Raw genomic sequence first — 22295 nt, forward strand, 5'->3', positions numbered from 1 at the left:
GAACTATGAAGCAGCTATTCGAACCTGTTATTTTCACGGATCACAAGTCGCTAATCTGGGACTATCAGCTATACACTGATGACTATTACAAGGGCTACTACCACTGGCACCAGTGCTGCGAGATCATGTATATCCACAGCGGTCAGGGCAATGTTGTCGTCAATCAGCAAATGTACGATATCCGCTCCGGCATGCTGTTTTTTTTCCAGCCTTATCAGCTGCACCGGATTTATTCGGAGGTCTCTGCGGAATACCCATTTGTGCGCAGCATTTTCTATGTGGATCCGCATACCGCCGAGAATCTGCTGAAGTACTTCCCCAAGCGCAAGGCGCTCTTCTCTGCCTTATGGCAGGGCAAGAACACCTATTGCGGATTTGATCTCGGCAGTCAGAATGAGGCCATACAATGGATTTATAACCAGTATGATCAGTGCCGGACCCATTCCCCAGTGGAAGATTCCGAGGATATTACAATGCTGCTTACGCAATTACTGAGCTGCCTGGGAACCGGCGGCAACATGTTGATCCAACCGGAGGAACGGCGGAATCTCCGCTATTCCGAGCAGATCATGAACTGGATCGAGGAGCATTACCAGGAAGAGGTGAACCTCGAGCAGCTCGCAGCGGAGACCCATTTGTCGAAGTCTTATGTCTCGCGGATCTTCCACCAGGAAACGGGAAGCCGCCTGGTCGACTATCTGACCGCCCGGCGGATCAAGCAAGCCTGCCGCCTGCTCAGCACAACGGACATGCCTGTGGAGCAGATCGGTATCACGGTCGGTTTCCCGAATGCCTCCTATTTCAACCAGCTGTTCAAAAGAGTCCTCGGCACCACTCCCCTAAAATACCGGAAGAGTAACTAACGGGTATCTTCGCTCACAAAAACAATATTGCGCGCATATTCATTGATCAGCATTAGGTCTGTGCGCGCCTCTCCTATCACTTCGCCATTGATCTGCAAATTGATAAATGATACACCGTCTACGCCCCGTTTTCCATCGTATCCATAAATACGGGAAGGTTGGATGTCAGCGCCGTCGAAGCGTACATTGCGGAACGTAATATTTTCGATGCCCGAGCCCGGTTCCGGATTGTAATCCTTGTTCATCACCACACGCAGATCCAGCAGCTGACCCTGCTCAATCCGCTCCACCCTGATATCGCTATACAGGATATTCCGCACCGTATTGCGGTCCCCGGCATTAATAGCCAATGCTCCCCAATAATTCTCCTGAGGTTCATGATGCTCCAGAATATCGATATTCTCGAACACAATGTTCTCGATCAAATCCCCGCTCCGCCGGTGATCTCCATGGGTGCCAATCATCAGCGGATGAGCCACATCGGCCCATAGAATGGAGTCCCGTACACTAATGTCCCGGCTGTCTCCATAGAAATCCCATCTGGAGCCGTAAATGGCGATGCAGTCGTCGGAATTCCGCATGAAGACATCACGGATGTCAATATCGCTGCTCGCCATGATGTCGATTCCGTCGCTCCAGCCCCGTGTGCTGAATGACTTCAGGTTGTTGATCGAAATCTTAGCAGACTGCCCGATAAACACACTGTAATGCGGCGGATCAATGACGGTAATTCCTTCCACATTCACCCGTTGCGAGAAGACAATTCGCACACCGCGAAAAGCCGAAAACCGGTGGAAGTCCGCCAAATAAATGACACCCCGCCCGTGGATGGTTACATCCTCTACTCCTTCACACACCAGTGAACCTACTAGGACTGACCCTCCGGCAAGATATACGGTCGTTCCTGAGGGCACCGGAAATACCGTTTCTTCGATGTAATGGGTGCCTGATGCAAAATAGAGTGTTTGCGGCATTCCGCCTTCGGCCTCTCTGGCCGTTGCGAGCAGGCTTAACAGATCAGGGGTCCGGTGAATCCCCGGCTGAATCAGGTGCACGTTGGCACACCCAGGCTGAGGCACATTTTCCTCCTGCTCATTCGCGAACAGATGCAGATTACGGAAACGGTCGCCGTTAATTTCCACCGAAAGCTTTTGCGGGCCATACAACAGGAAAGTGAGTTTGCGGCCATCCTGCTCAAATTTGATATTTCTTGCTGCCGGAGCAATGTTCACATGAGTAATTTCTGTATAGAGGCATGTAATTTCCACTTCAGCCATACCCTGCAGATCAAAAAAAGCGAGCGATGCCTGGCGGACCTGATGCATGTCCACTTTGACCTCGTAAATCAAAAGCGGCTGCCATTCCCCTCCAACCGGACGAACCTTAACCCTGAAATCCTCCCTGAGCGGTATGTTATTGGGAGCGTTATAGATTTGCACTTGGTTCATTGACCTGAGTCCCCCCTGTAATTTTCCTATTTATATTATAAAGTTCAGGGACTGCACAAAAGTTTGGCAACGTTATAAGAAAATGTTTGTATTTTGTCGCTTTAGCAGCAGTTGTGGGATTCGCGAGTGGTCTTTATCCAGCTATGATCATGACAATATTTCGATATTTTCGAATATCAAATCACAACTTTGACCGTACGGATAGCGATATACTGGGGGCACATCTAATCCAATGGAGGAATCGCAATGAGTAAAACGTATTGGCAGGAAGTCATGGACAGACTCGATACAAAGGTAACGCGCATGGTGGAGCAAATCGGCGGCAAATGTCCTCATTTCGCCGGAGCAGACGGCAAATTTGACGATATCGGCTCAGACTGGTGGACGACGGGCTTTTGGCCGGGCCTCCTGTGGATTATGCATGATATGACCGGAAAGGACCTGTACAAGGAAGCCGCCTGGCATTGGGACGCCACACTTGAGGAATGGTTTGTTAAACCGACCGTTGAATTACATCATGATGTAGGTTTTCAATTTCTGCCGACAGCCGTAATTAAGCATACTTTGACCGGAGATGAGGATGGGCTGCGCAGAGGACTTGAAGCCGCCAATTTCCTCGCTGCACGCTACAATCCGGTGGGCAAATTCATCCGTGCGTGGAATGAGGATAAATACGGCTGGGTGATTATCGACTGCATGCTGAATATCTCTCTGCTGTTCTGGGCGAGCAAGGTCAGCGGCGATCCGCGGTACAAGCATATTGCTGTGAGCCATGCCGAAACGGCGATGAAATATGGCGTCAATGAAGACGGATCGACCAAACATATTCTTTCCTTCGATGCGGAAACCGGAGAATACATCGGGAACTTTGGCGGGCAGGGCTATTCCGCCGAATCCTGCTGGAGCCGCGGGGCAGCCTGGGGACTTTATGGCTTCATCAACACTTACCGCCACACCGGGGATGAGCGTTTTCTGGATACGGCCAAGCGGATTGCCCATTATTTCATCGCGGCATTGCCTGAGGATCAGGTGCCATATTGGGATTTCCGTTTGGAGGATGACAAGCGGATGTTCAGAGACAGCTCGGCTGCATCCATCGCTGCCTCCGGATTGCTGGAACTCGCTGAAGTTGTTCCGCCCGGTGAGAAGAGACTTTACGCTAATGCTGCAGAACGGATCTTGCGCTCGCTGACAGAGAACTACGCCACCTGGGACCAGCCGGAGCATGAAGCCATTTTGCTGCACGGTACGGGCAGCGGAACCTCCTTCATCGACGTGTCACTGATTTATGGAGACTACTACTATGTGGAAGCTGTCTCGAAATTGAACGGATGGAAACATCGCATTTTCTAAGCTTGAGAATGAAGCATGTGACCATAAAAAACGCCTTGCTCTCCCTAAGAGGACAAGGCGTTTCTTATTGACACTAATAAGTCTATTGATGCTGTGCATTAGCTTCGCTGATCAGTTTTTCAGCTTCTATTGGAGTTAACTTTCCAGCTTTCACCTGTCTCTCGCAATAAAGCTTTATTGCAGCCAGCAATTCTTCTTTGGTATCATAGGGACCGATGTCTGATGTATTCCCGTTGTCATCGGAAATTGTCATTTCGTGAGCTGTAGATACCTCTATTTCTCCAGGGTTATACGACAATATCATGTCATCTTTTCCATCCACCGATTTTGAAACCTTTACCCCCTTCTTAATATCCTCCAATATCCCCTCATACATGGCTATGGCCTTATTAACCTTCTCAGGTGTCCATTCATACCAGCCATCGGTCGGATTCCAGCCTTTTCCGCCAATGATGGATTGCAGCGATTTCTTTTCTTCCGCAAGCCATGCTTTATATTCTTCATAGGTCCACCATACAACCTTTGGCTTTGGATTTGCTTGTTCATAGGCTTCTTCACTCGTCCACGTTTTCCCGTCATCGGTGCTGATTTGAACTGCCCCAGTTTCATCGCTATAGGAATAAGCAGTACCAGACGACTGACCCGTTGCACCTGCCTCACCCTCAGAATCATCCGAATAGGCGAAGTCTTCATTGTCCGCAATACCGAGTTCCTTTCTTTTCTCTGCGAACTCCTTCTGCAATGCTTCCTTCTCGGCTGTTGTCTTGCTGAACTCTTCCGTGCTCCGCTTTTTGATACCGGCCAGTTTGCCATTCTTATAGACTGCATATACATCTACTGTTCCATCCATCATGGACTGGCCGACTCCCGCCTGTTCATCAAAGAAATCACGGACTTCTTCATTTTGATACATTAACTCATGGCTTTTAGCATCATAGACCAGGCCGTAGGGTTCATAAACCGCCATCGAATTCTCTTCAAAACCACTGCCGGAAACAGGCTTAGCCGCACTGGTTGCAAAAGCAGTGACGGTACCCGCAATCAGCAGCAATGCCGCAGCAGATCCAAAGACTGTCGTTTTTTTCATTTTCATAATCGCGATAATCCTCTCTTCAATTGAATTTTTACTGAAGCTGTTAAATAACGGAGTCGCCTTGCTTTTCTTCTCCTCCATCCCAATCAGCGTCATGGCATACGCCGCTTTTATGGGTTCTCCGAATGTCCTCACAACGGTTTCATCACAGGAGAGTTCAATATCACGATTGACCAGGATATACATCACCCACACCATAGGATTGAACCAGTGCAGACACAGGGCAAATGTCAACACCAGCTTTGTCAGAGCATCAAAACGCCGGATATGCACAAATTCATGGGTGAAAATATACCGCAGCCGCGTTTCATCGGTCCAATCCATATCTTTAGGCATGAGAATTACAGGCTGAAAAACCCCATAGGTTAATGGCGCTTTGATTTTATCCGATTGCCTGATTTGTACCTGCCGGCGCAGGGGATGTTCCTGCAGCCATCGAGCGGCGAAATCATTCCCGACCGGCAAAGAGGTTTGAAATTCTCTGCGGCATTTAATATAGGTCACGATAAAAAACAGGGCAAAGGCACACATTCCCAGCAGCCCAATGACCGTAAGGAGTGAAATGGATGCTGGTGCTGGTGCCGATGCTGGTACCGAAGACGTGACATTTCCAATGGACTCCGCTGTCCCAGAAAAATTCACATAATGTAAGGTTCTTGTTGCTTCTGCAGGAGGCGGGGTTGATGATGTTGTCTTCAATACCCGTTCCAGCCTATCTAAGCCTGTGTAGAAGCTGAAGGTAGACGGGATCGAGAACGGAATAAGCAAGCGGCAGAGCACCACGCCCCAAAGTACAAGAAACGTTTTCTTCGGCAGCTTATGCAAGGTCAATGCACGAACAACCACGATCGCAATAATGAGTACAGCCGCAGTAAGGCTCATTTGAAAAACATCCATAAGCCAGCTCATTTCAGTTGCTCCACTAGCTGCTTGAGTCTGGCAATTTCATTAGCGGATAGTTTTTTCGTGTTCAAAAGAGAAGCAAACAGCAGCTCTGTGGAGCCGTCAAAGACCTTGTTAATCAATTCAGCCGTTTCTTGTTCCTGTACCTGTTCTTTAGGAAGAATAGCCCGGCAGAGGAAATTAGGTTCAAGCCGTTCTATGGCGCCCTTGTCGATACATTTTTTGATTACGGTGTAGGTGGTGTTCTTGTTCCAGCCCACCTGCTCACTCAGGATTTCAGCAAGCTTCTTGGCGGTTATGGTGCCTTCCTTCCATAAAACATCCATGACTTTGAGCTCAGAGTCAAAAAGTTTAATTTGAATGTGGATCATCTCCTTTCAGACTATTGCAATAGTTTGTAACACCATACTACTACGATCGTCTACAATAATCAAGACTATTACAGTAGTTTCTAAATATTTTTTCTCTTACAGGATTTCCTAATCTCAAAATAACAAAAACGGTTCCCCGGTCATGATCTAACCGGAGAAACCGCTTATTCTGGTGTTTCTCTATATCAGGTACCCGCTTGTTGCAGGAGCCCTCTGCTTATTGTTCATCCAGCCATAGGATAGCTGTTACCCCGCGAGGGTAATATTTGCTGCCGGTAATTTCCCCGGAGATAATCTGGTCGCTCCAGCTCCAGATGGAAAGCTGCGGATGTGTGAGCCATTCCACATGCGCCCGGTCCGCTTCCCGGCCGGCTTCACTCCATTCCAGCCCAAGAATTTGTCTGGCGATGAATTGGCAGAGATACACTTTGCTCAGCCAGCTGTTGTTGCTGGTGGAGGAGATTTTCCAGCCGCCGTTCTCGAACAGGCAGACACCCTGCACAAGAACCGCCTCGAGATGCCGCTCCAATGCCGCGATATAAGCGCCGAACCGGCCTCCGCGTTCCAGTGCTTCCTTGCAGCCTGTGAAATACGGGAAGACCAGACCTTCAATAGCCGGGATGATCTTCGAATCATTCCCTTCCCCAATCACTGCCGGGATATAACCCTCTTCTGTCACGCTGGCAACAATCGTTGCTGCGCAGCGTTCCGCTTGAACTCCGGCTGTTTCTGACAGTTCTGTGTTTCCATTCTCCCGGAAAATCTTCTCCATGGCCAGATAAGCCGCCCAGCACTTCCCGGCGAGATAGATGTTGTTGCGGGCCTGGCCAAGCGAAACATCCAGGCTGTCATAGGTGGTAATTTCGGCACCACCCATTGTGCGCGAGCTGTCGAGGCCCATAATTCCGTTCCTTTGCTCCGGGTCCGGATGATCACGGTTCAGCATACTTTGCAGGCAGCTCTCCAGCACAGTCAGATTCCGCTCCATCCAGGAAAGATCGCCTGTATGCTCCAGGTAGACGGCCGACGTAAGAACCCAGTTGACCAGCTGTTCATGAGTCATATGCGAGAAGCAGCCGTCAATGCCGTACATCTCATAGGCGGAATAGCCAGGACGTGATACAGCATTTGCCACCCCCATATCATGGGTAAAGCTGAGACCTCCAGGGTACTCCGTTTGGTCGCCAGGGAAGCGGACCGTATCGACGTAGCTGAATCTGTCCACGAACATATCCAGCTCGTTGCGCACCGTCCATGGATTCATCTTCAGTTCATAGAACAGCTGATCGACGGTAAGGTCGAAGGTGTTCATCATCCGGTATTCGCCTTCATTTACGATCCAGAACGGCTTGCCCTTGTAGTCCAGCAGCTGCGTCGAGCCGTAATAGCTGCGGATAGCGTGAGCCAGCATAAAGGTCTGATCCCTACTAAGGCCTGTATTTTCCAGAAGGCTGTTCGCCTGCAGCGCCTGCTGCTTCAATTCATCAAAATGCGACAACGCATATTCAGCCACGGACTCCACATTGTTGAAATAGCGGTTGTAGTAATAGGAAGCATCCATACCGGAGGTAACGTAACCTGACCGGTGGAAGCTGACAGCGAAACGGTAGGTCTTCCGGACGCCAGGCGGAACATCCATGACAAGAGCTCCTACCCGGCCAAGGCCAAAGGTCCAGTTCTCCTCCAGCTCCGACAGCAGAATATCCTCCAATTTGAAATGCATGGCCGACCTTGCCGTTCCCTGCTCTGCGGCAATCGCCACAAATCTTCCTTGCCCGACACCGGCAAGCTCTGCGGAGCAGTCATCCAGTCTTCTCATCGCACTATAGGGATCGTTGCCCTGGAAGCCAAAGAATGCACGCCGCTCAACTTCACCGGCAGTGTTATCTACTTCAAATTCCACCAGCAGCGCCGGCAGCAAAATCCCCTTCAACTCTTCTTCTGAGGCCGTCTCGGGGTCCGGCACGGACCGCACCGGCGAATAAATGCGGAAGGTCAAATCACCGACCTGCCAGCTGTCTGTAGTCAGCTTGAAATCCCGGACAATTTCCCCGTCCGCAAACGGAAAGAGGATCCGCGGTTTAGACGGTTTAGGATCAGGATTCTCGATATCGTAGCGCTTGCTCTCATCCTCCCCGTCATGCTCGTGAAACGGCAGTGTATCAAAGCCGCTGCCATCCTTCCGCTGCAGTCCGATAAATATATTCTGTCTGGGCGGCTTCCCGGCTTCCAGATCAAAGCCGCCTCCCGCACCCTTAAATCCTAATGTAAAGCTGGCAAAAGAGCCGATCGGTGAATGATGGGCGTTGAAAAACTGATTCTGCGGCATATCGTAAAAACACTCCCTCCAGGCTGATTCCCGGCGGCGGCCGGGCTCTATCTCTATGTTATCTATGCCGCCCTGGGTGCGACAGGGCCAAAGCCGCCTATTATTTGGGCAAATCAATCGCCTGGAGCAAGCTATGCTATAATAAACCCATATTCTATTCGAAAATGAGGATGGCAATGAAGTCAAATGATCCCGGCATTCAGCATTCCCTGGACGGCCGGATGTCTCCGGACATCCAGGCAGCTTTTCATATTTTTGCCGCCCACTGGCGCAAAGTAAATACGCAGTGGCAGTATCCAGTACATACCCACCCAATGTTTGAAATCAATATAGTTCTGCAGGGCAGGCAGCAAATGACGGTCGGCGGCCGCTCTTATGTTCAGGAAAGCGGAGATATTCTATTCATCCGCCCCGGTGTACAGCATTCCAGCCTCGGCGCGGATTCCGGCAATGAAATGACTTATTTCTGCCTGCATTTTGATATTGATGATCTGATTCTGCGGCGTTCCCTAATGACGATGGATACGGTCAGTCTCAGCGGGAGCAGCCCGGAGCTGCGGTCTATCCGTTCCGCGCTGGACATTATCATCAGCAGGGTGATTCTCTCCGAAGCCAGCGATTCGCAGTTGAACCGGTTAATGATACTGAACGCCTCATTGCAGCTATTCACCGCACTCAGCGGCTGGGTCTTGGCCGAAATGCCTGTTGCTTCTGGAAGCGCACTTCCGGGAGTCACGGAGAATACCGTTGCCCTGGCGAATGCCATCGAAGGCCTGTTGCAGGAATCCGTCTTCACGGCAGAAGCTACAGGCAGCCGTGGCGACGGTATTGAAGGCATCGCAGCACAGCTGGGTTATAGCCCGAATCACTGCAACCGGGCCTTCCGCCAGATCTACGGGATGTCTCCGAGACAATATCTCTCCGATCTGATTATCCGCCATGCCAAGCTGCTGCTGCTTGACAACAGCCTGTCCGTCGAAGCGATTGCCCATCGGCTCGGTTATCGCGACGTCTCCCATTTCAGCAAACAATTTAAGCGCTGGACCGGTCTGCCTCCAATGGGCTACCGCAGGCTTACAGCTGATCCTAAGCTGTCAAACGATAAATCAAGCTAAACATCAGGGAACCGGGAGGATCATATGAAGATATACAGCTTTGCCAAAGAGAGCGGTAAGTCCATTACGGCTTTCAATTCAAATTTTATAATGTCGCGTATTGTACAAACCGAACAGGCTGCCCATATCGGATGTATGCATCTACAAGAGAATGGCGTAATCGGTTATCACCAAGCCGTTGTGCCGCAGCTGCTGCTGATCATAGAAGGAGAAGGATATGTCCGGGGAGAAGCAGCAGAATATGTCCCGGTGCAGGCCTGGGATGCAGTATTCTGGGAGAAAGACGAATGGCATGAAACCAGAACAGATACCGGATTAACCGCGATTGTTATTGAAAGTGAGACGTTAAATCCGGAAGCATTTATGAAAATGCAGCAAGGCCGCCCCCTGTGATCTAGGGGCAGCCTCAACAATATATTTATGCTTAACCTTTGGTAGCGCCTGCGGCGATACCTTTAACAAAATACTTTTGCAGCGATACAAAAACAATCAGCACAGGCACAACGGACATCGCCGTTCCGGCAAAAATCATATCCCAGCGGGAGGAAAATTCACCGATATAGCGGTAGATTTCCACGACCATCGTTTTGGCTTCGCCTGAAGGAAGCACGAGCATCGGCAGCAGAAAATCATTCCAGATCCCCAGACCGTTAAGCACAACCATGCTTGCCGTAACCGGTCCCATAAGCGGGAAGACAATTTTCCAAAAAATCCCGTAACGGGAGCAGCCGTCAATCTCTGCCGCTTCCTCAATTTCCTGCGGAATGCCTTTGACGAAGCTGGTGTAGAGCAGGCAGCCAAAGCCGACGGCCCCGGCCACATAGACCAGAATCGGACCGGCAAGACTTCCGTACAACCCGAACATTCTCAGCTCTTTGAACAAAGGGATCATGTATGCCTGAAACGGAATCATCATCCCGGCCAGGAAATACAGGAACATAAATTTGGTCCAGCGGACATTTCTGCGTTCGATGGCGTAACCTGCCATAGGAATGATCAAGACCTGAGCAACGATCGAAACCAGTGTTAGAATCAGACTGTTCAGGATCGCCCGGGGAAATTCGGTTTCTGTGAGCAGATATTTAAAGCTGTCCAGATATAATCCCTTAGGGAACGCAATGGCATCCTTCATGATTTCAGCGTTGCTTTTAAAGGCAGACATCAGGTTAAAGAAGATCGGGAAAAAGAAAATGATCGCCAGCAGCAGCGTTACAATAAACAGGGAAATCTCCCAGAGTCTTTTTTTCGTATGAATCGTCATATTACATCTGCACCTCACGTTTCCGGAGGAATTTAACCTGGATGACCGTAATAATCATAATGATCAGGAACAGCACCATTGCCAGCGCCGTACCAAAGCCCTGCCTTAGTTCGCCAAAGCCGACTTTATAAATAATATAGGTCAATGTCTCGGTATCAAAGCCGGGGCCCCCATCGGTCATTACTGCAATCTGATCAAAAATCTTCAGCGCACTGATCATGGAGAGCACCATACATACGGTCATCGATCCGGCTAACAGCGGGAAGGTAATGTGGCGGAATTGCTGCCAGCCGTTCGCACCGTCAATGCTTGCCGCTTCATTCAGCTCAGCAGGAATGCCTTGCAGCCCTGCCAGATAGATGATCATGTAATACCCCGCGCCTTTCCACACCGTGGACAAAATGATCGAAATCATCGCATACTTCGGATTCCCGAGCCAGTCTACCATCCAGCTTCCCAGCCCGACACTATCCAGAATCTGATTAAACACACCAAAGTTGTAATTCAAAATCATGGCCCAGACAAACCCCATTACAATCCCGCTGAGCAGAGTAGGGAAATAAAAAATACTTCTGAACAGATTGCGGAACCAGCGCACTTTATCTACGAGAATGGCCAAGGCAATAGCGGCGATATTCTCCAGCACGACCAGGCTGACCGTCATAAGCAAAGTATTCTTCAGCGCGTTGTGAACGCGGGGGCTATGCCAGATTTCCACAAAGTTAGCGAACCCGATGTACCTCACATCTTCGCTGATGCCATCCCATGAGGTGAAGCTTAAATATATACTTCCTACAGTAGGAACAATAACGAACAATGTATAAATCAAAAATGATGGCAAAATAAACATGAATGCGTAGGACTGCCACTTCTTCTTTTTCTTCGGAACGGCTGCCGCCAGCGGCTTGTCTGCTCTCTCTATTGCTGTAGCCATAGTTACTCTCCCTCCCGGAGATGCGCCGGTGAAGAGGAGTGGTTCACCTTATACGAAGGCACTCCTCTTCCGGACGCTCTTTCTTTACTGTTGGTTAGCCTTCACTTGTGCATCGTATTCTGTATCGGCTTGTTTCATATAACTAGCTACATCTTCATCATTCACAACCAAATCCTGCAGCAATTTATAGTACCAGTTGCGGAACTGCGGCGGAATCTGGTTATCCCCCCACCAGTTGTTGATCGCCAGGGATTTGGTAACGTTAGGATCAGCAATCAAATCCAGGGCTATCTTCATTTGCTCGCCCGTCTCGTAGGTTACCTTCTCTTTAGTGGATGGAATGGCATTGACGCTGGCCAGATACGGTGAATATTGTTCAGGTGCAAAGAAGAAACGGATAAAGTCTTTAATGGCTTGTGTTTTGTCGGCGTCTTTGGCGGCTTCAGCGGACAGAGACCAGCCGGCAGGTGACGGAAGGCCAATTACGTTCACTTTGCCTTCGCGGTCAGGAATCGCATAGAACCCGAAATCGAAGTTTGGATCGGCCTCTTTAATTTGTGAGAACATCCATGTGCCGGAGTAGAGCTGAGCGGCTTTGCCGGAGACCAGAATAGATGCCGTCTGGTTGTCACCGGTGCTTAGCCAGCCCTTGTCGACGTAATTCTTGAACAGGTCTTTAAAATCCGTCATGGCCTTAACCACATTGGCATCTGTAAAGCTGACTGTTTTGGCCGTACGTTTGGAGTTCCAATCCGGATCCTTTGAATACACATCGTCGATCAGGAATTTATTCACCCAGAAGCCCATGTGGAAAATATCCTTACCGCCAACCACCAGCGGGGTGATTCCGCCAGATTTCAGCTTTTCCTGGATCGCCAGGAACTCATCATAGGTTTTGGGGAGTTCAGTAATTCCGGCATCGGTATAAGCTTTTTTGCTGTAAATAATGCCTTGTGGCACGTTGACGGACAGAGGAGCGTTCCAGACCTTGCCTTCTACTTGCGGAGGATTATCGAATAAATCCAGCAGGTCGGTTGGCAGCTCGACAATTTTTCCGGCATCGGCAAATACCTCGGTATCACGCATTTCCACCAAATCCGGGAATTCGCCTACCGCATCTTTGGTTTTCAGCCAATCGAGATAAGCGGCGGAGGTCGTTTCGCTGAGATCTTTAATCTTCACATTCGGATTAGCTGCCATAAAGGCTTTGACCGAATTGGCAATCGCCTGTTTCGTTGCAGGATCACCGGCGGCGTATCCGATGGTGAAACTAACCTCTTTCTTCGTATCCGTCGCTGCCGCGCTCGGAGCATTGGATGCCGCCGACTTATCACCGGTATTGGCATTCCCGTTATTATTGTTGTTGCTGCCGCAAGCCGACAGGATAGCCGTTGCAGCGAGCAGCGTCACAGACAGCTTTGTCATTGTTTTTGTAATCATCTGTAGGACAACCCCCTAATATTTTGTTAGCATCATTACAGGAAAACACTTCGTACCTTCGTACAAAACTGACTATGAATTTTGGAACCTGCTGTGGAACCGGAAGTAGGCTTCAGACTGGAAACTGGGGTTTGATGTGCGCATCATCTTTTCGAAAGCGTTTCCTTGCTACTAGCATAGCACCCGCCGATTCGGGTTAGAATGAAGTTTCTTAAGGCTCATGTGCGGTAAATTTAAGAGAAATAACCAAGCAGCAATGGCTGGTCCATTCCCAAAAAACTCAAAAAAACAGAGGTCCGGGGACCTCCGTCTGTATAAATAGGCTACTTTATAATCAAGTTTCTTCAAGATACTTGCCCTTATTAAGGCTGGTTTTCCTTTACCTGCCTGTCGTATTCTGCATCCGCTAGCTTCATATAATCTCTTACGCTGCCCCCCTTCACTACCATCTCCTGCAGCAGCTTGTAGTACCAGTTGCGGAACTGCTGAGGGATAAGATTGCTGCCCCACCAGTTGTTGATCTTCAGTGATTTGATCACCTTCGGATCCTTGATCAGGTCCAGAGCTGCCTTCATTTGTTCACCCGTATTATAGGTAATCTTGTCTGTGGTTGAGGGAATCACGTTCAGCCGGGCCAGGAAGGAGGAATATTGTTCGGGGGCAAAGAAAAACCGGATAAAGTCTTTAATCGCCTCTCTTTTGTCAGGGTCACCTGCGGCTTCCGCCGACAAGGACCAGCCTGAGGGAGACGGCAGTCCCACAATATTTATGTTGCCTTTACGGTCTGGTACAGCATAAAAGCCATATTCGAAGCTTGGATCAGCCTCCTCTATCTGCGAGAACATCCAGGTTCCGGAGAAGAGCTGTGCCGCCTTGCCGGATACGAGAATGGAAGCCGTCTCGTTATCTCCGGTGCTGAGCCAGTCTTTATTCACATAATTAGTGAACAGATCCTTAAAATCACTCATCGCCTGAATCACATTATCATCTGTGAAGCTGACGATTCCCGCAGTACGCTTGGAGTTCCAGTCCGGGTCCTTGGCGTACACCTCATCAATCAGAAATTTATTCACCCAGAAGCCCATGTGGAATATATCCTTACCGCCGACAACCAGGGGAGTAATGCCGCTCGATTTCAGCTTTTCCTGGATGTCCAGGAATTCATCGTAAGTTGCCGGCAGCCCGGTAATCCCGGCAGCGGCATAGGCTTTTTTACTATAGATAATCCCTTCTGGCATGTTTATGAAAAGCGGTGCGTTCCAGACCTTGCCCTCTACCTGCGGCGGGTGATCGAACAGTTCCACTAAATCGGACGGCAGCGGGACAATTTTGTCGGCAGCAGCAAAGGCTTCGGTATCACGCATTTCAACCAAATCCGGAAACTCGCCCACCGCATCCTTGATTTTCAGCCAATCCAGGTAAGCGTTTGAGGACATCTCGGCAACATCGTTGATCATCACATGGGGATAGAGCTGCATGTAGCTTTTGATCGCCGCCGCAATAGCCTGTCTGGTTGCCGGGTCACCGGCTGCATAAGCGATGCTGAATTGAACCTTTCTCCCGCTCTCTGCTTCAGCATCGTCAGCTCCTGTAACGTCAGCCCCATGATTCGCAGAATTACCGTTATAGCCATGATTACTTTCACAAGCTGTCAGAATGCCGGTGGTCATTAGCAGCAGTAAAGACAGCAGGTTAAACATTTTTTTACAGAACATAAGCAGGGACCTCCCGGATGTAATGTGGGATTATTCGCTAATCGGAAACAGCAGTGTAATGGAGGTCCCTATATGCTCACGGCTGCTGACGGACAATCCGTACGCCTCACCGAAGCTGGATCGGATACGCTCATGCACATTTTTCAAACCAACATTTTTGCTGGGGGCTTCGGCGTCATTCAATGATTGGGTAATACGCGCCAGTTCTTCCCTGTTCATGCCGATACCATCATCGTACACGGTGACCGCAAGGACATTCCCCCGACGTTCCACCGTGATGCCTACCTTACCTTTTCCTTTTAGCCGCAGGCCGTGCTGAACCGCATTCTCCACAATGGGCTGCAGCGAAAGTTTCAGAATCTGCCAATCCATCTGAATGTCAGCAGCAATGTCCAGATGAAGCTCATACCGGTTCTCAAAACGGACGGAAATAATATAAAAGTAATTCTGCAAATGCTCCAGCTCACTGCCAAGGCTTACACGGTCTTCCCCGTAATCAATGACATATTTCAGCTGGTTGGAGAGGGCAAGAATCATATCGGCTACTTCCCCGGCTTCCTTGTCCACCGCATTCATACGGATAACTTCAAGCGTATTATATAGATAATGGGGGCGGATCTGGCTTTTCAGCGCATTCAGCTCTGTTTGCTTCTGCTTGATCTGGGCCACGTACGCCTCATCAATATAGACCTGCAGCCGCTCCACCATCCGGTTGAATCCATGCGCCAGCCGGCCCATTTCATCATTGGTGTTCACGCTGACCTGAATGTCCAGTTTGCCCGATTCCACCACCGTCATCTGCTTTATGAGTTCACGGATCGGAGCGGCAAGCCTGCGGGAAAACCAGACCCCCATAATAATCATTACAAAGGCACAGATCAGAATGGCGATGTATACGGTGGTTCTGGCAGACAGAAGCTGCTCGAACAAGCTGCCCCGGTGGATCTTGGCGATTAACTTTCCCTGCAAGAAAGGGATATCCTCACTGAGGATAATCATTTCATTGTTCTGCTGAACTGGCTGAGCGATGACGTCTGAAGTCTCTTTTTGATTGCTGAAATAGACTCTGCCTTCACCGTCCAGCAAATACAGTTCATCCTTCTCCCCAAGATTCAGCTCTCTGAAGAACTGCTGGAACAAAGCGGTATCGATATCGAGAAAAAGTGTTCCTACAACCTTCGGTTCTTTAGTCACACGCCCTGAGGTATCAATCAGACTGCGCCCGATGGTGAACACTTGTCTTTGCGACTGGAAGAAATAGTTATCTATATGTGTAGGAAAGATTTCTACCTTCGAGGGGTTCTCTTCCATCTTCGCCAGCCATGCCGGGATTGGGACCGGTTCACCGGACAACGACCGGTTCTCTTTCTCCTGGGAATATATCTTGCCGTCAGACTGGCGGACAAATTGCACTCCTGTAATATAAGGATCGCTGAATAGCAGCGTCTTCAGAAAGGAGTCGATCGGAATGGTGTTGATCTGCTCCCGCTCATTGACATTGGTCGCCTGGTTCTGTGTATAGCTCTCAATAAAACCTTCATAACGGCCGGTATACATCAGCTTAGAGGTTTCATTATATTGATTAAATGCGGTATTCAGATTGTAGCTCATATACAGTACCATCTGCTGCAAATTACTGGTAGTATAGCGCTCCACATAGCCGGAGAAGGTCTTCACGGAGAAGAAGCTGAGTGCAAGCAGCGGTATCAGCCCGACCAATAAAAAGGAAGCGGAAAACTTCACGAAAATGCTCTTGGATCTGCGTCCCCAGATCAACACGAACACCCCTCTTTTCTCTAAGAAAAATATCTGTTAATTTCTGACTGAATGTTTATATTCCTGCGGCAGCTTGCCATATTTCTTCTTGAACATATCACTGAAATGCCGGGCATTATTATAACCCACCAGTTCGGCAATTTCATACACCATCAGGTCGCTCTGCAGCAGCAGGCGCAGCGCATGGCCCATTCTGACTTCTGTGAGATAGGATTTGAAATTTTGCCCGGTATGCTTTTTGAAGAAACTGCTGAAATAATATGGATTCATATAAACCAGTGACGCTGTTGACTCCAGAGTAATGTTCTCCGCATAATGCTCTTCCACATAAGCCTTCACCTGCATGAGCTGCGGCATCTCTTTCCCGCCAGCCTTACAGGCCAGCTGGTCATACATCTTATTGACGACATCCTCAAATGACTGCTGCAGCTCAGCATAGGTTGGCGCATCGGTCAATATCTCCAGCAGAGGCTTGTCGTCCTGAACCAGCAGCCCGGCGTCCACACCATAGCCGACAAGCTCCTGCTCCAGCTGAATAATGGCATTGTAGATATGGGAAACCGCCTGATTCCGGCTGTCTCCTGACAGAAGCTGTACCGCTTCCTGCAGTTTCCCGGAGCTCTCAGCAAGCTGCTCCTTATCCAGCGATTTAAGCGCTTCCGAAAGTGAAGCTTGTAGGGAGACCAATTCGGATAATGGGAACGAGGCTTCCTGGCGCTCCGCAATATCCGGGATAACCCGGTTTAATCCGGCAAAATATCGGGCCTTGAGGCCTTTGAGCGCACTGCGGTAAGATTCCACCGCCTCTTCGATGCCACTCACGGACTTGCCGACACCGATAGACACCTGCAGCTTCAGAAAGCTGTTGATTTTGTGGTGAAGATCTTCCATCAAGCGCTGCGGCTCCCCTTCATGCTCGTGTTGAAGCAGTATCCCGAAGCGCTCTCCTTTGCGGAACACATAACCGCTGCCCGCCTCTTCTACGGCTTCCTTGATAATGTTGGACAAAGCGAATTCTACCAGCTTGCGTTCGCGTTCCTCCCAGCGGGTGGGCATCCCGCTGTATTCGTCAATCTCCACGACACATACGGTGGCATAACGGCTGATGGCTATATTGCCCATTCGTGCCAGTGCCGCCGCCGCTCCTTTGCTGCCGTCGGTAATCTGTTCGAGCAATTCTTCAATGGTTACGGAATGATTCTTCCGTTCATAGGATTTGAGCATTTCCTTGTTCCGCTCTTCTTCCGTTTCCTGGCGGATTACGGCGACGGCTCTGCTCACGACCTGCTCCAGCTGACCGGTGTTCACCGGCTTCACCAGATAATCAAGAGCCCCGTACTGCAGGGCTTGCCGGGCGTACGAAAACTCCTGATAGGCGCTGATAAACACCACCTTGATCGGAAGCCCCGACTCATGAATATCGCGTATAATATCAATTCCGGTAAATCCCGGCATGCTGATGTCGCTAATTACAAGGTCGGGATTGCAGGCAGCTATCATTGATTTCAGCTCAATGCCGTCACACGCTTCTCCGACAATATCCAGACCAAGCGCATCCCAGGAAATAAGCTTCTTGAGCCCGCGCAGGATTACCGGTTCATCATCCGCCAGCAGCACCCGAATATTTCTGTTCATCGCTTTCCCTCCGCTTGTATGTTCGTTCATTAGTTCCCATCTTAGCAGACTAGCTTCCCCTATTGTACAGTGTCATTATAACCAGATTGCTCCACCTATACTTTACCACGGAAGAAAGGAATGCCGGGTGCAGCTTTTTTAACAGATAAGCGCAGTTTTTTAAGATGTCTTAAGCATCTATATGGGGAGCTTACGTGGTACAATACGGCTATAGAGTATACATATAAAGGGAACGGAGGTTGATCCTGCTGATCTATATTATTAAATTCGTCTACAGCTTCATTCTGCCGCCGGGCCTGTTTGTACTGTTGTTCGCCGCGGTAGCCGTGTGGTTATGGCGAAAAAACCGCCGCCCCGCCCTGGTGCTGCTGGGCATCACGCTGTTACTCTACCTGTCCATGACCAGCCTGATTGCCGATCCGCTAATCGGCAGTCTGGAGCGGAAATATGACCAGCCAAACACCATTGACGGCGATGTTATTGTGGTGCTAGGCGGCGGCGCTTCCTCCGGCAACCGGGATCTGGACGGTGAAGGCAACCTGCTGGGACCGGCGGCGAACCGGCTGCTGACTGCTGCGCGGCTGTACCGCGAGACCGGGCTGCCGATTCTATTCTCCGGCGGACAGGTCTATGCCGATAGCGGGAATGAAGCTGACATCGCCAAACGCCAGTTCATCGGGTTAGGAATCCCCGAGGCTGATGTACTGGCGGAGAACCAGTCGCTGAACACAGAGCAAAATGCCGTAAATACGGCTGCGCTGATGAAGGCTCACGGCTTTAGCCGTCCCGTGCTTGTAACCTCAGGCTTTCATATGGCGCGTGCCATGCTGGAGTTTGAACATGCCGGGCTATCTCCGCTGGCCTTTCCCACTGATTACATTGCCAGCCGGGAATCTTCCTTCTATCCCGGCAAGTTCTCCCCTTCCCCCGGTTCAGCGGAGAACACCGGAATCGCACTGAAGGAATATCTGGGGATTCTGGCAGCACATTTTTAAGAGCAGACACAAAAAAGCAGCGGCCCAAGCTTCCCCGGGCCGCTGCTTTTTCTGCTTCATTCTATTTAATCAGATCGCCATACTTCGCATTGACCATTCCGGCGAGTTCATCCGGTGCAAGCTCAATCTGCATACCGATCTTACCGCCACTAACCGCTATGCTCTCCAGCTCCTCCGCGCTTTGCTCGATATAGGTCGGATACAGCTTTTTCATCCCGACCGGCGAACAGCCGCCCCGGACATAACCGGTCCATTTCAACAGATCCTTCAGCGGGAGCATTTCAATCTTCTTCTCACCCGCAGCTCTCGCGGCTTTCTTCAGATCGAGCTCTTCGGCAACCGGAATGACAAACACATACAGGTTTGCTCCGCTATGCGAGACCAGTGTCTTAAAGACGGTTTCCGGCGGTCTGCCAATCTTCTCCGCTACCGCAGTTCCGTGGATAGCCCCGTCCTCATTATCATAGGTATGTATTTCATAGCCGATTCCCTTGGCATCCAGCATCCGCATGGCATTCGTTTTGGTTATTTGCATCCTTCATCAGCCTTTCCGGCAGCCCCTCTTAGCTACCGATTTTTTGCAGCGTAATTGCTTCTATCTATTATATCATGGACATTTACTTCATCAATAACATCAACCTTAACAAGTTCATGAATGACTTCAAACATTAACAACACCAATTATCAAAAACACCAAAACAGATAAGGTCCAACCTGTAAAAATCATCCACCGCCTAATCAAAAATGCTTAAACATTTGTAGCGGGAATATCACCCGCTAATTATGAATATATCCTTCTTTTGAACTATGTAGCGGGAATCCGTACCGTTAATATTGATGAATATTCAAATTCTATTGTTATAAGAATTATTAGCAGGCGAAATTCCCGCTAGTTACTCCAATCAGATTGTTCAGTTTTACCTAGCGGTAACTTTTCCCGTTAAAAAAGATCGGTGTTATGAGACGGTAGTTTGATGTTATACAACCGCTCATTGCATGCCTTCCTCCTAACCGCCTCCGTGTGGCAAAAAACCGCTGCCGAAATGTGCCAGCGGCTTCTACACTCTTTCCACTAGATCTGTTGGATCAAGGCAACCACACTCATTCCACCACTCCAGCTGGATCACAACATCCGCGCTCATTCCACCACATCGACTGGATCGGCAGCATCTATGCTCATTCCTGATTCAATCAGCGGTTATAATACGATTCTATCCCTATGGACGTACTGGTTTACTTGCTCGTCACTCCGCCAGAACAGCACGAATCGTGATAACCCCCGCCGGCGGAACCTCCATGGCGTAAACCCCGCTGTTCCAAGCCATTGACTGTATCGAAACCACGTTTCCCTGGCAATCCCGGACAATGACCTCCCGTTGACTTGATTCCCGGTCCAGTTCCACTACGATACGGGAGAGCAAGGTACCGTTTATAATCAAGACCAGATCTGGCAGGTCCCCGCTCAAGGGAATAACCGTATCCTGATAGGCAGCCATTGCCCACTTCTGAGACGTGCGGGCAATGACCAGCGGATACAGCAGTTCGGGATGATACGGTTCTAGAGATCCGTCTAACAGCACATCCCGATGCTGGCGCCAGAATGACAGCCAAAAGGCCAGCATCTCCAAATGCGGCCGCGGGAGCCGGTCCAGCCGGACCGAAATCTGCGGAACGGAGAACAACACATTGATAAACTGCAGCGCGGCATTAGCCGCAGACTCCTTCGGATGCCACATCAGCATATCGGCATGAGCCGCAGTGCCGCCGCAGATCAGGCGGATATCCAGTGTTTTGATCCGGTTCTGCAGAGCATCATTCGGGCAGTCGCCGGCACGGAACATATTGCCGTATTTGCGCATCAGCGGTCCGATGTAATTTTGGCGGAATTCGATCAAAATCTCCGGTTTCAGCTGCCGCAGACGGGAGATCACGCCGCCGAGCAGCATATCAACAGCTTCCGGCACGGAATGGGTATCGCGTCCGCTCCCATTCTGCGCTTGAGCATCCAGGGTCTGTACCTCATAAAAGCTGTCTACAAAGTCGAGCTTAAAGCCGTCAAGATCCCACTCCACCAGCGCCTGTTCATAGATGGAGGTCAGGTAAGCCCGCACTTCCGGATAACGCGGATCGACAACTCCAGCTCCAACCCCATCGTCGTAATACAGCAGCTTGTCACCGAAGGTCTGCCAAACCTCACTGTGCTTACCGATGAATGGCACGGCATACCAGAGCAAATATTTCAGTCCCAGCTCATGGACCACGGCCACATGGGCCTTCATATCCGGTATTTTACCGGGACTGATCCGCCAGTCTCCGCAGTAGGCATAACCTCTTGCCTCATCCTCGGTCTGCCATCCATCGTCTACGATAACCGCCTTGCAGCCCAGCTCTGCCGCAATTCTACACTCGGCTTCTATCTCTTCTGCCGTCAGCTGCTGATGAAAGCTGTACCAGGTGGAGTACATTGGCTCCCTGGCAGCATCCGGCACCGCTGACGGCTTGTTTCCTTGAAGGCCAGCCCACCACTCTGCCACCATCGCCAGCGATTCATAATAGGGGATGTTGCGGGAATCCAGACGCAGGACAACCTCATAATCTGTAAACGGAGAGCATGGCTCCGTGAACAGCGTCACAGCGCAATGAAAGGTGGCCGTCTCCTCATGAAGTCCTGCATGCAGCCGCAGCGGATGCAGGACATCTGAGCAGGCGAAGCTCAGGACATTGTTACCCGTGTTACCGTACAGACATACAACTGGTGCAGAGGAGGTGGACCTCGAAGCGAAACCTTCGAGCCAGTCGGGAATCAGTTCTCTGCTGCGTCCGGCTGCCGGATGCCATAAGCCTTGAACATCCAGCGCGGGGCAGCTCCAGCGCAGTGAAAGAGCAGCAGGAACTGCCTGAACGGGAGATTTAAGCGTTAGCCGGACATATTGCAAGCTGTCTTCCCCGCTCTCAAGAGCAAGCGAAGTATCGAATCCGTCAGCATGGCCTTCCAGTGTGATTTCATAACAATCCGTGGTTAAGGTCTTCAATGAAATCCGAACTCCTTTAAAGCGGATGAGGC

17 protein-coding genes are annotated in these 22295 nt (G+C 50.1%); 5 read left to right on the plus strand and 12 right to left on the minus strand.

The window, feature by feature from the left end:
- The first annotated feature begins 5 nt into the window (after positions 1 to 5).
- A complete protein-coding gene (locus NST99_RS19445) occupies positions 6 to 863 on the plus strand; it encodes an AraC family transcriptional regulator (RefSeq protein ID WP_341093889.1) in 858 nt (285 codons plus the stop codon).
- Here the strand turns inward: NST99_RS19445 and NST99_RS19450 are convergent.
- On the minus strand, positions 860 to 2311 hold the full coding sequence (locus NST99_RS19450; protein ID WP_341093890.1) for a glycosyl hydrolase family 28 protein: 1452 nt from the start codon (positions 2309 to 2311) through the stop codon (positions 860 to 862). The genes NST99_RS19445 and NST99_RS19450 overlap by 4 nt on opposite strands.
- 246 nt (positions 2312 to 2557) lie before the next feature.
- Here NST99_RS19450 and NST99_RS19455 point away from each other — a divergent pair, with 246 nt between their 5' ends.
- Entirely contained in the window at positions 2558 to 3664 is a 1107-nt protein-coding gene (locus NST99_RS19455) for a glycoside hydrolase family 88 protein (protein WP_341093892.1), read from the plus strand.
- A gap of 82 nt (positions 3665 to 3746) precedes the next feature.
- Here the strand turns inward: NST99_RS19455 and NST99_RS19460 are convergent, their stop codons facing one another.
- From NST99_RS19460 to NST99_RS19470, 3 genes are all read right to left on the minus strand, one after another.
- Positions 3747 to 5666 carry a M56 family metallopeptidase gene (locus NST99_RS19460; protein ID WP_341093893.1) on the minus strand — a complete coding sequence of 640 codons (1920 nt, stop codon included), beginning with the start codon at positions 5664 to 5666 and terminating at the stop codon, positions 3747 to 3749.
- Positions 5663 to 6031, minus strand: a complete 369-nt coding sequence (locus NST99_RS19465; protein ID WP_445744976.1) for a BlaI/MecI/CopY family transcriptional regulator — start codon at positions 6029 to 6031, stop codon at positions 5663 to 5665. The genes NST99_RS19460 and NST99_RS19465 overlap by 4 nt, the downstream gene beginning before the upstream one ends.
- A gap of 217 nt (positions 6032 to 6248) precedes the next feature.
- Positions 6249 to 8360 carry a glycoside hydrolase family 52 protein gene (locus NST99_RS19470; protein WP_341093894.1) on the minus strand — a complete coding sequence of 704 codons (2112 nt, stop codon included), beginning with the start codon at positions 8358 to 8360 and terminating at the stop codon, positions 6249 to 6251.
- Positions 8361 to 8536: 176 nt separating this feature from the next.
- On the opposite strand from NST99_RS19470, the gene NST99_RS19475 reads away from it, so the two are divergent.
- Both NST99_RS19475 and NST99_RS19480 read left to right on the plus strand, forming a co-directional pair.
- Positions 8537 to 9475: an AraC family transcriptional regulator gene (locus tag NST99_RS19475; protein WP_341093895.1), complete on the plus strand. Its 939-nt coding sequence runs from the start codon at positions 8537 to 8539 to the stop codon at positions 9473 to 9475.
- 24 nt (positions 9476 to 9499) lie between these two features.
- Entirely contained in the window at positions 9500 to 9868 is a 369-nt protein-coding gene (locus tag NST99_RS19480; protein WP_341093896.1) for a cupin, read from the plus strand.
- Between the two features lie 31 nt (positions 9869 to 9899).
- On the opposite strand, the gene NST99_RS19485 is transcribed toward NST99_RS19480, so the two are convergent.
- From NST99_RS19485 to NST99_RS19510, 6 genes are all read right to left on the minus strand, one after another.
- Positions 9900 to 10736 carry a carbohydrate ABC transporter permease gene (locus NST99_RS19485; protein ID WP_341093897.1) on the minus strand — a complete coding sequence of 279 codons (837 nt, stop codon included), beginning with the start codon at positions 10734 to 10736 and terminating at the stop codon, positions 9900 to 9902.
- Between the two features lies 1 nt (position 10737).
- A complete protein-coding gene (locus NST99_RS19490) occupies positions 10738 to 11670 on the minus strand; it encodes a carbohydrate ABC transporter permease (RefSeq protein WP_052092152.1) in 933 nt (310 codons plus the stop codon).
- Between the two features lie 84 nt (positions 11671 to 11754).
- Positions 11755 to 13110, minus strand: a complete 1356-nt coding sequence (locus tag NST99_RS19495) for an ABC transporter substrate-binding protein (RefSeq protein ID WP_341093899.1) — start codon at positions 13108 to 13110, stop codon at positions 11755 to 11757.
- Positions 13111 to 13472: 362 nt separating this feature from the next.
- Positions 13473 to 14825, minus strand: a complete 1353-nt coding sequence (locus tag NST99_RS19500; RefSeq protein WP_341093900.1) for an ABC transporter substrate-binding protein — start codon at positions 14823 to 14825, stop codon at positions 13473 to 13475.
- Between the two features lie 30 nt (positions 14826 to 14855).
- Complete coding sequence (locus NST99_RS19505) at positions 14856 to 16604, minus strand: cache domain-containing sensor histidine kinase (protein WP_341093901.1); 1749 nt, start codon at positions 16602 to 16604, stop codon at positions 14856 to 14858.
- Positions 16605 to 16637: 33 nt separating this feature from the next.
- Positions 16638 to 18236 (minus strand): response regulator, encoded by a 1599-nt coding sequence (locus NST99_RS19510; protein ID WP_341093902.1) that lies wholly within the window; start codon positions 18234 to 18236, stop codon positions 16638 to 16640.
- Between the two features lie 248 nt (positions 18237 to 18484).
- Here NST99_RS19510 and NST99_RS19515 point away from each other — a divergent pair, with 248 nt between their 5' ends.
- Positions 18485 to 19231 carry a YdcF family protein gene (locus NST99_RS19515; RefSeq protein WP_341097702.1) on the plus strand — a complete coding sequence of 249 codons (747 nt, stop codon included), beginning with the start codon at positions 18485 to 18487 and terminating at the stop codon, positions 19229 to 19231.
- Positions 19232 to 19292: 61 nt separating this feature from the next.
- Here the strand turns inward: NST99_RS19515 and ybaK are convergent, their stop codons facing one another.
- Together ybaK and NST99_RS19525 are read right to left on the minus strand one after the other, a co-directional pair.
- The gene (gene ybaK / locus NST99_RS19520; protein WP_038593236.1) at positions 19293 to 19766 is read right to left on the minus strand and encodes a Cys-tRNA(Pro) deacylase; all 474 of its coding nucleotides are present in this window, start codon (positions 19764 to 19766) and stop codon (positions 19293 to 19295) included.
- 709 nt (positions 19767 to 20475) lie between these two features.
- Positions 20476 to 22263: a glycoside hydrolase family 36 protein gene (locus NST99_RS19525; protein ID WP_341093903.1), complete on the minus strand. Its 1788-nt coding sequence runs from the start codon at positions 22261 to 22263 to the stop codon at positions 20476 to 20478.
- Positions 22264 to 22295: the final 32 nt, after the last annotated feature.

Source organism: Paenibacillus sp. FSL L8-0470 (assembly GCF_038008625.1).
Taxonomy (GTDB): Bacteria; Bacillota; Bacilli; order Paenibacillales; family Paenibacillaceae; genus Paenibacillus_AQ.

What these genes read in the sequence shown, in the direction of transcription:
- NST99_RS19495 (WP_341093899.1), bottom strand. Translation starts at nt 13,110, where the DNA reads ATGATTACAAAAACAATGACAAAGCTGTCTGTGACGCTGCTCGCTGCA.
- NST99_RS19450 (WP_341093890.1), bottom strand. Translation starts at nt 2,311, where the DNA reads ATGAACCAAGTGCAAATCTATAACGCTCCCAATAACATACCGCTCAGG.
- NST99_RS19465 (WP_445744976.1), bottom strand. Translation starts at nt 6,031, where the DNA reads ATGATCCACATTCAAATTAAACTTTTTGACTCTGAGCTCAAAGTCATG.
- NST99_RS19470 (WP_341093894.1), bottom strand. Translation starts at nt 8,360, where the DNA reads ATGCCGCAGAATCAGTTTTTCAACGCCCATCATTCACCGATCGGCTCT.
- ybaK (WP_038593236.1), bottom strand. Translation starts at nt 19,766, where the DNA reads ATGCAAATAACCAAAACGAATGCCATGCGGATGCTGGATGCCAAGGGA.
- NST99_RS19455 (WP_341093892.1), top strand. Translation starts at nt 2,558, where the DNA reads ATGAGTAAAACGTATTGGCAGGAAGTCATGGACAGACTCGATACAAAG.
- NST99_RS19510 (WP_341093902.1), bottom strand. Translation starts at nt 18,236, where the DNA reads ATGAACAGAAATATTCGGGTGCTGCTGGCGGATGATGAACCGGTAATC.
- NST99_RS19490 (WP_052092152.1), bottom strand. Translation starts at nt 11,670, where the DNA reads ATGGCTACAGCAATAGAGAGAGCAGACAAGCCGCTGGCGGCAGCCGTT.
- NST99_RS19475 (WP_341093895.1), top strand. Translation starts at nt 8,537, where the DNA reads ATGAAGTCAAATGATCCCGGCATTCAGCATTCCCTGGACGGCCGGATG.
- NST99_RS19480 (WP_341093896.1), top strand. Translation starts at nt 9,500, where the DNA reads ATGAAGATATACAGCTTTGCCAAAGAGAGCGGTAAGTCCATTACGGCT.
- NST99_RS19460 (WP_341093893.1), bottom strand. Translation starts at nt 5,666, where the DNA reads ATGAGCTGGCTTATGGATGTTTTTCAAATGAGCCTTACTGCGGCTGTA.
- NST99_RS19500 (WP_341093900.1), bottom strand. Translation starts at nt 14,825, where the DNA reads ATGTTCTGTAAAAAAATGTTTAACCTGCTGTCTTTACTGCTGCTAATG.
- NST99_RS19445 (WP_341093889.1), top strand. Translation starts at nt 6, where the DNA reads ATGAAGCAGCTATTCGAACCTGTTATTTTCACGGATCACAAGTCGCTA.
- NST99_RS19485 (WP_341093897.1), bottom strand. Translation starts at nt 10,736, where the DNA reads ATGACGATTCATACGAAAAAAAGACTCTGGGAGATTTCCCTGTTTATT.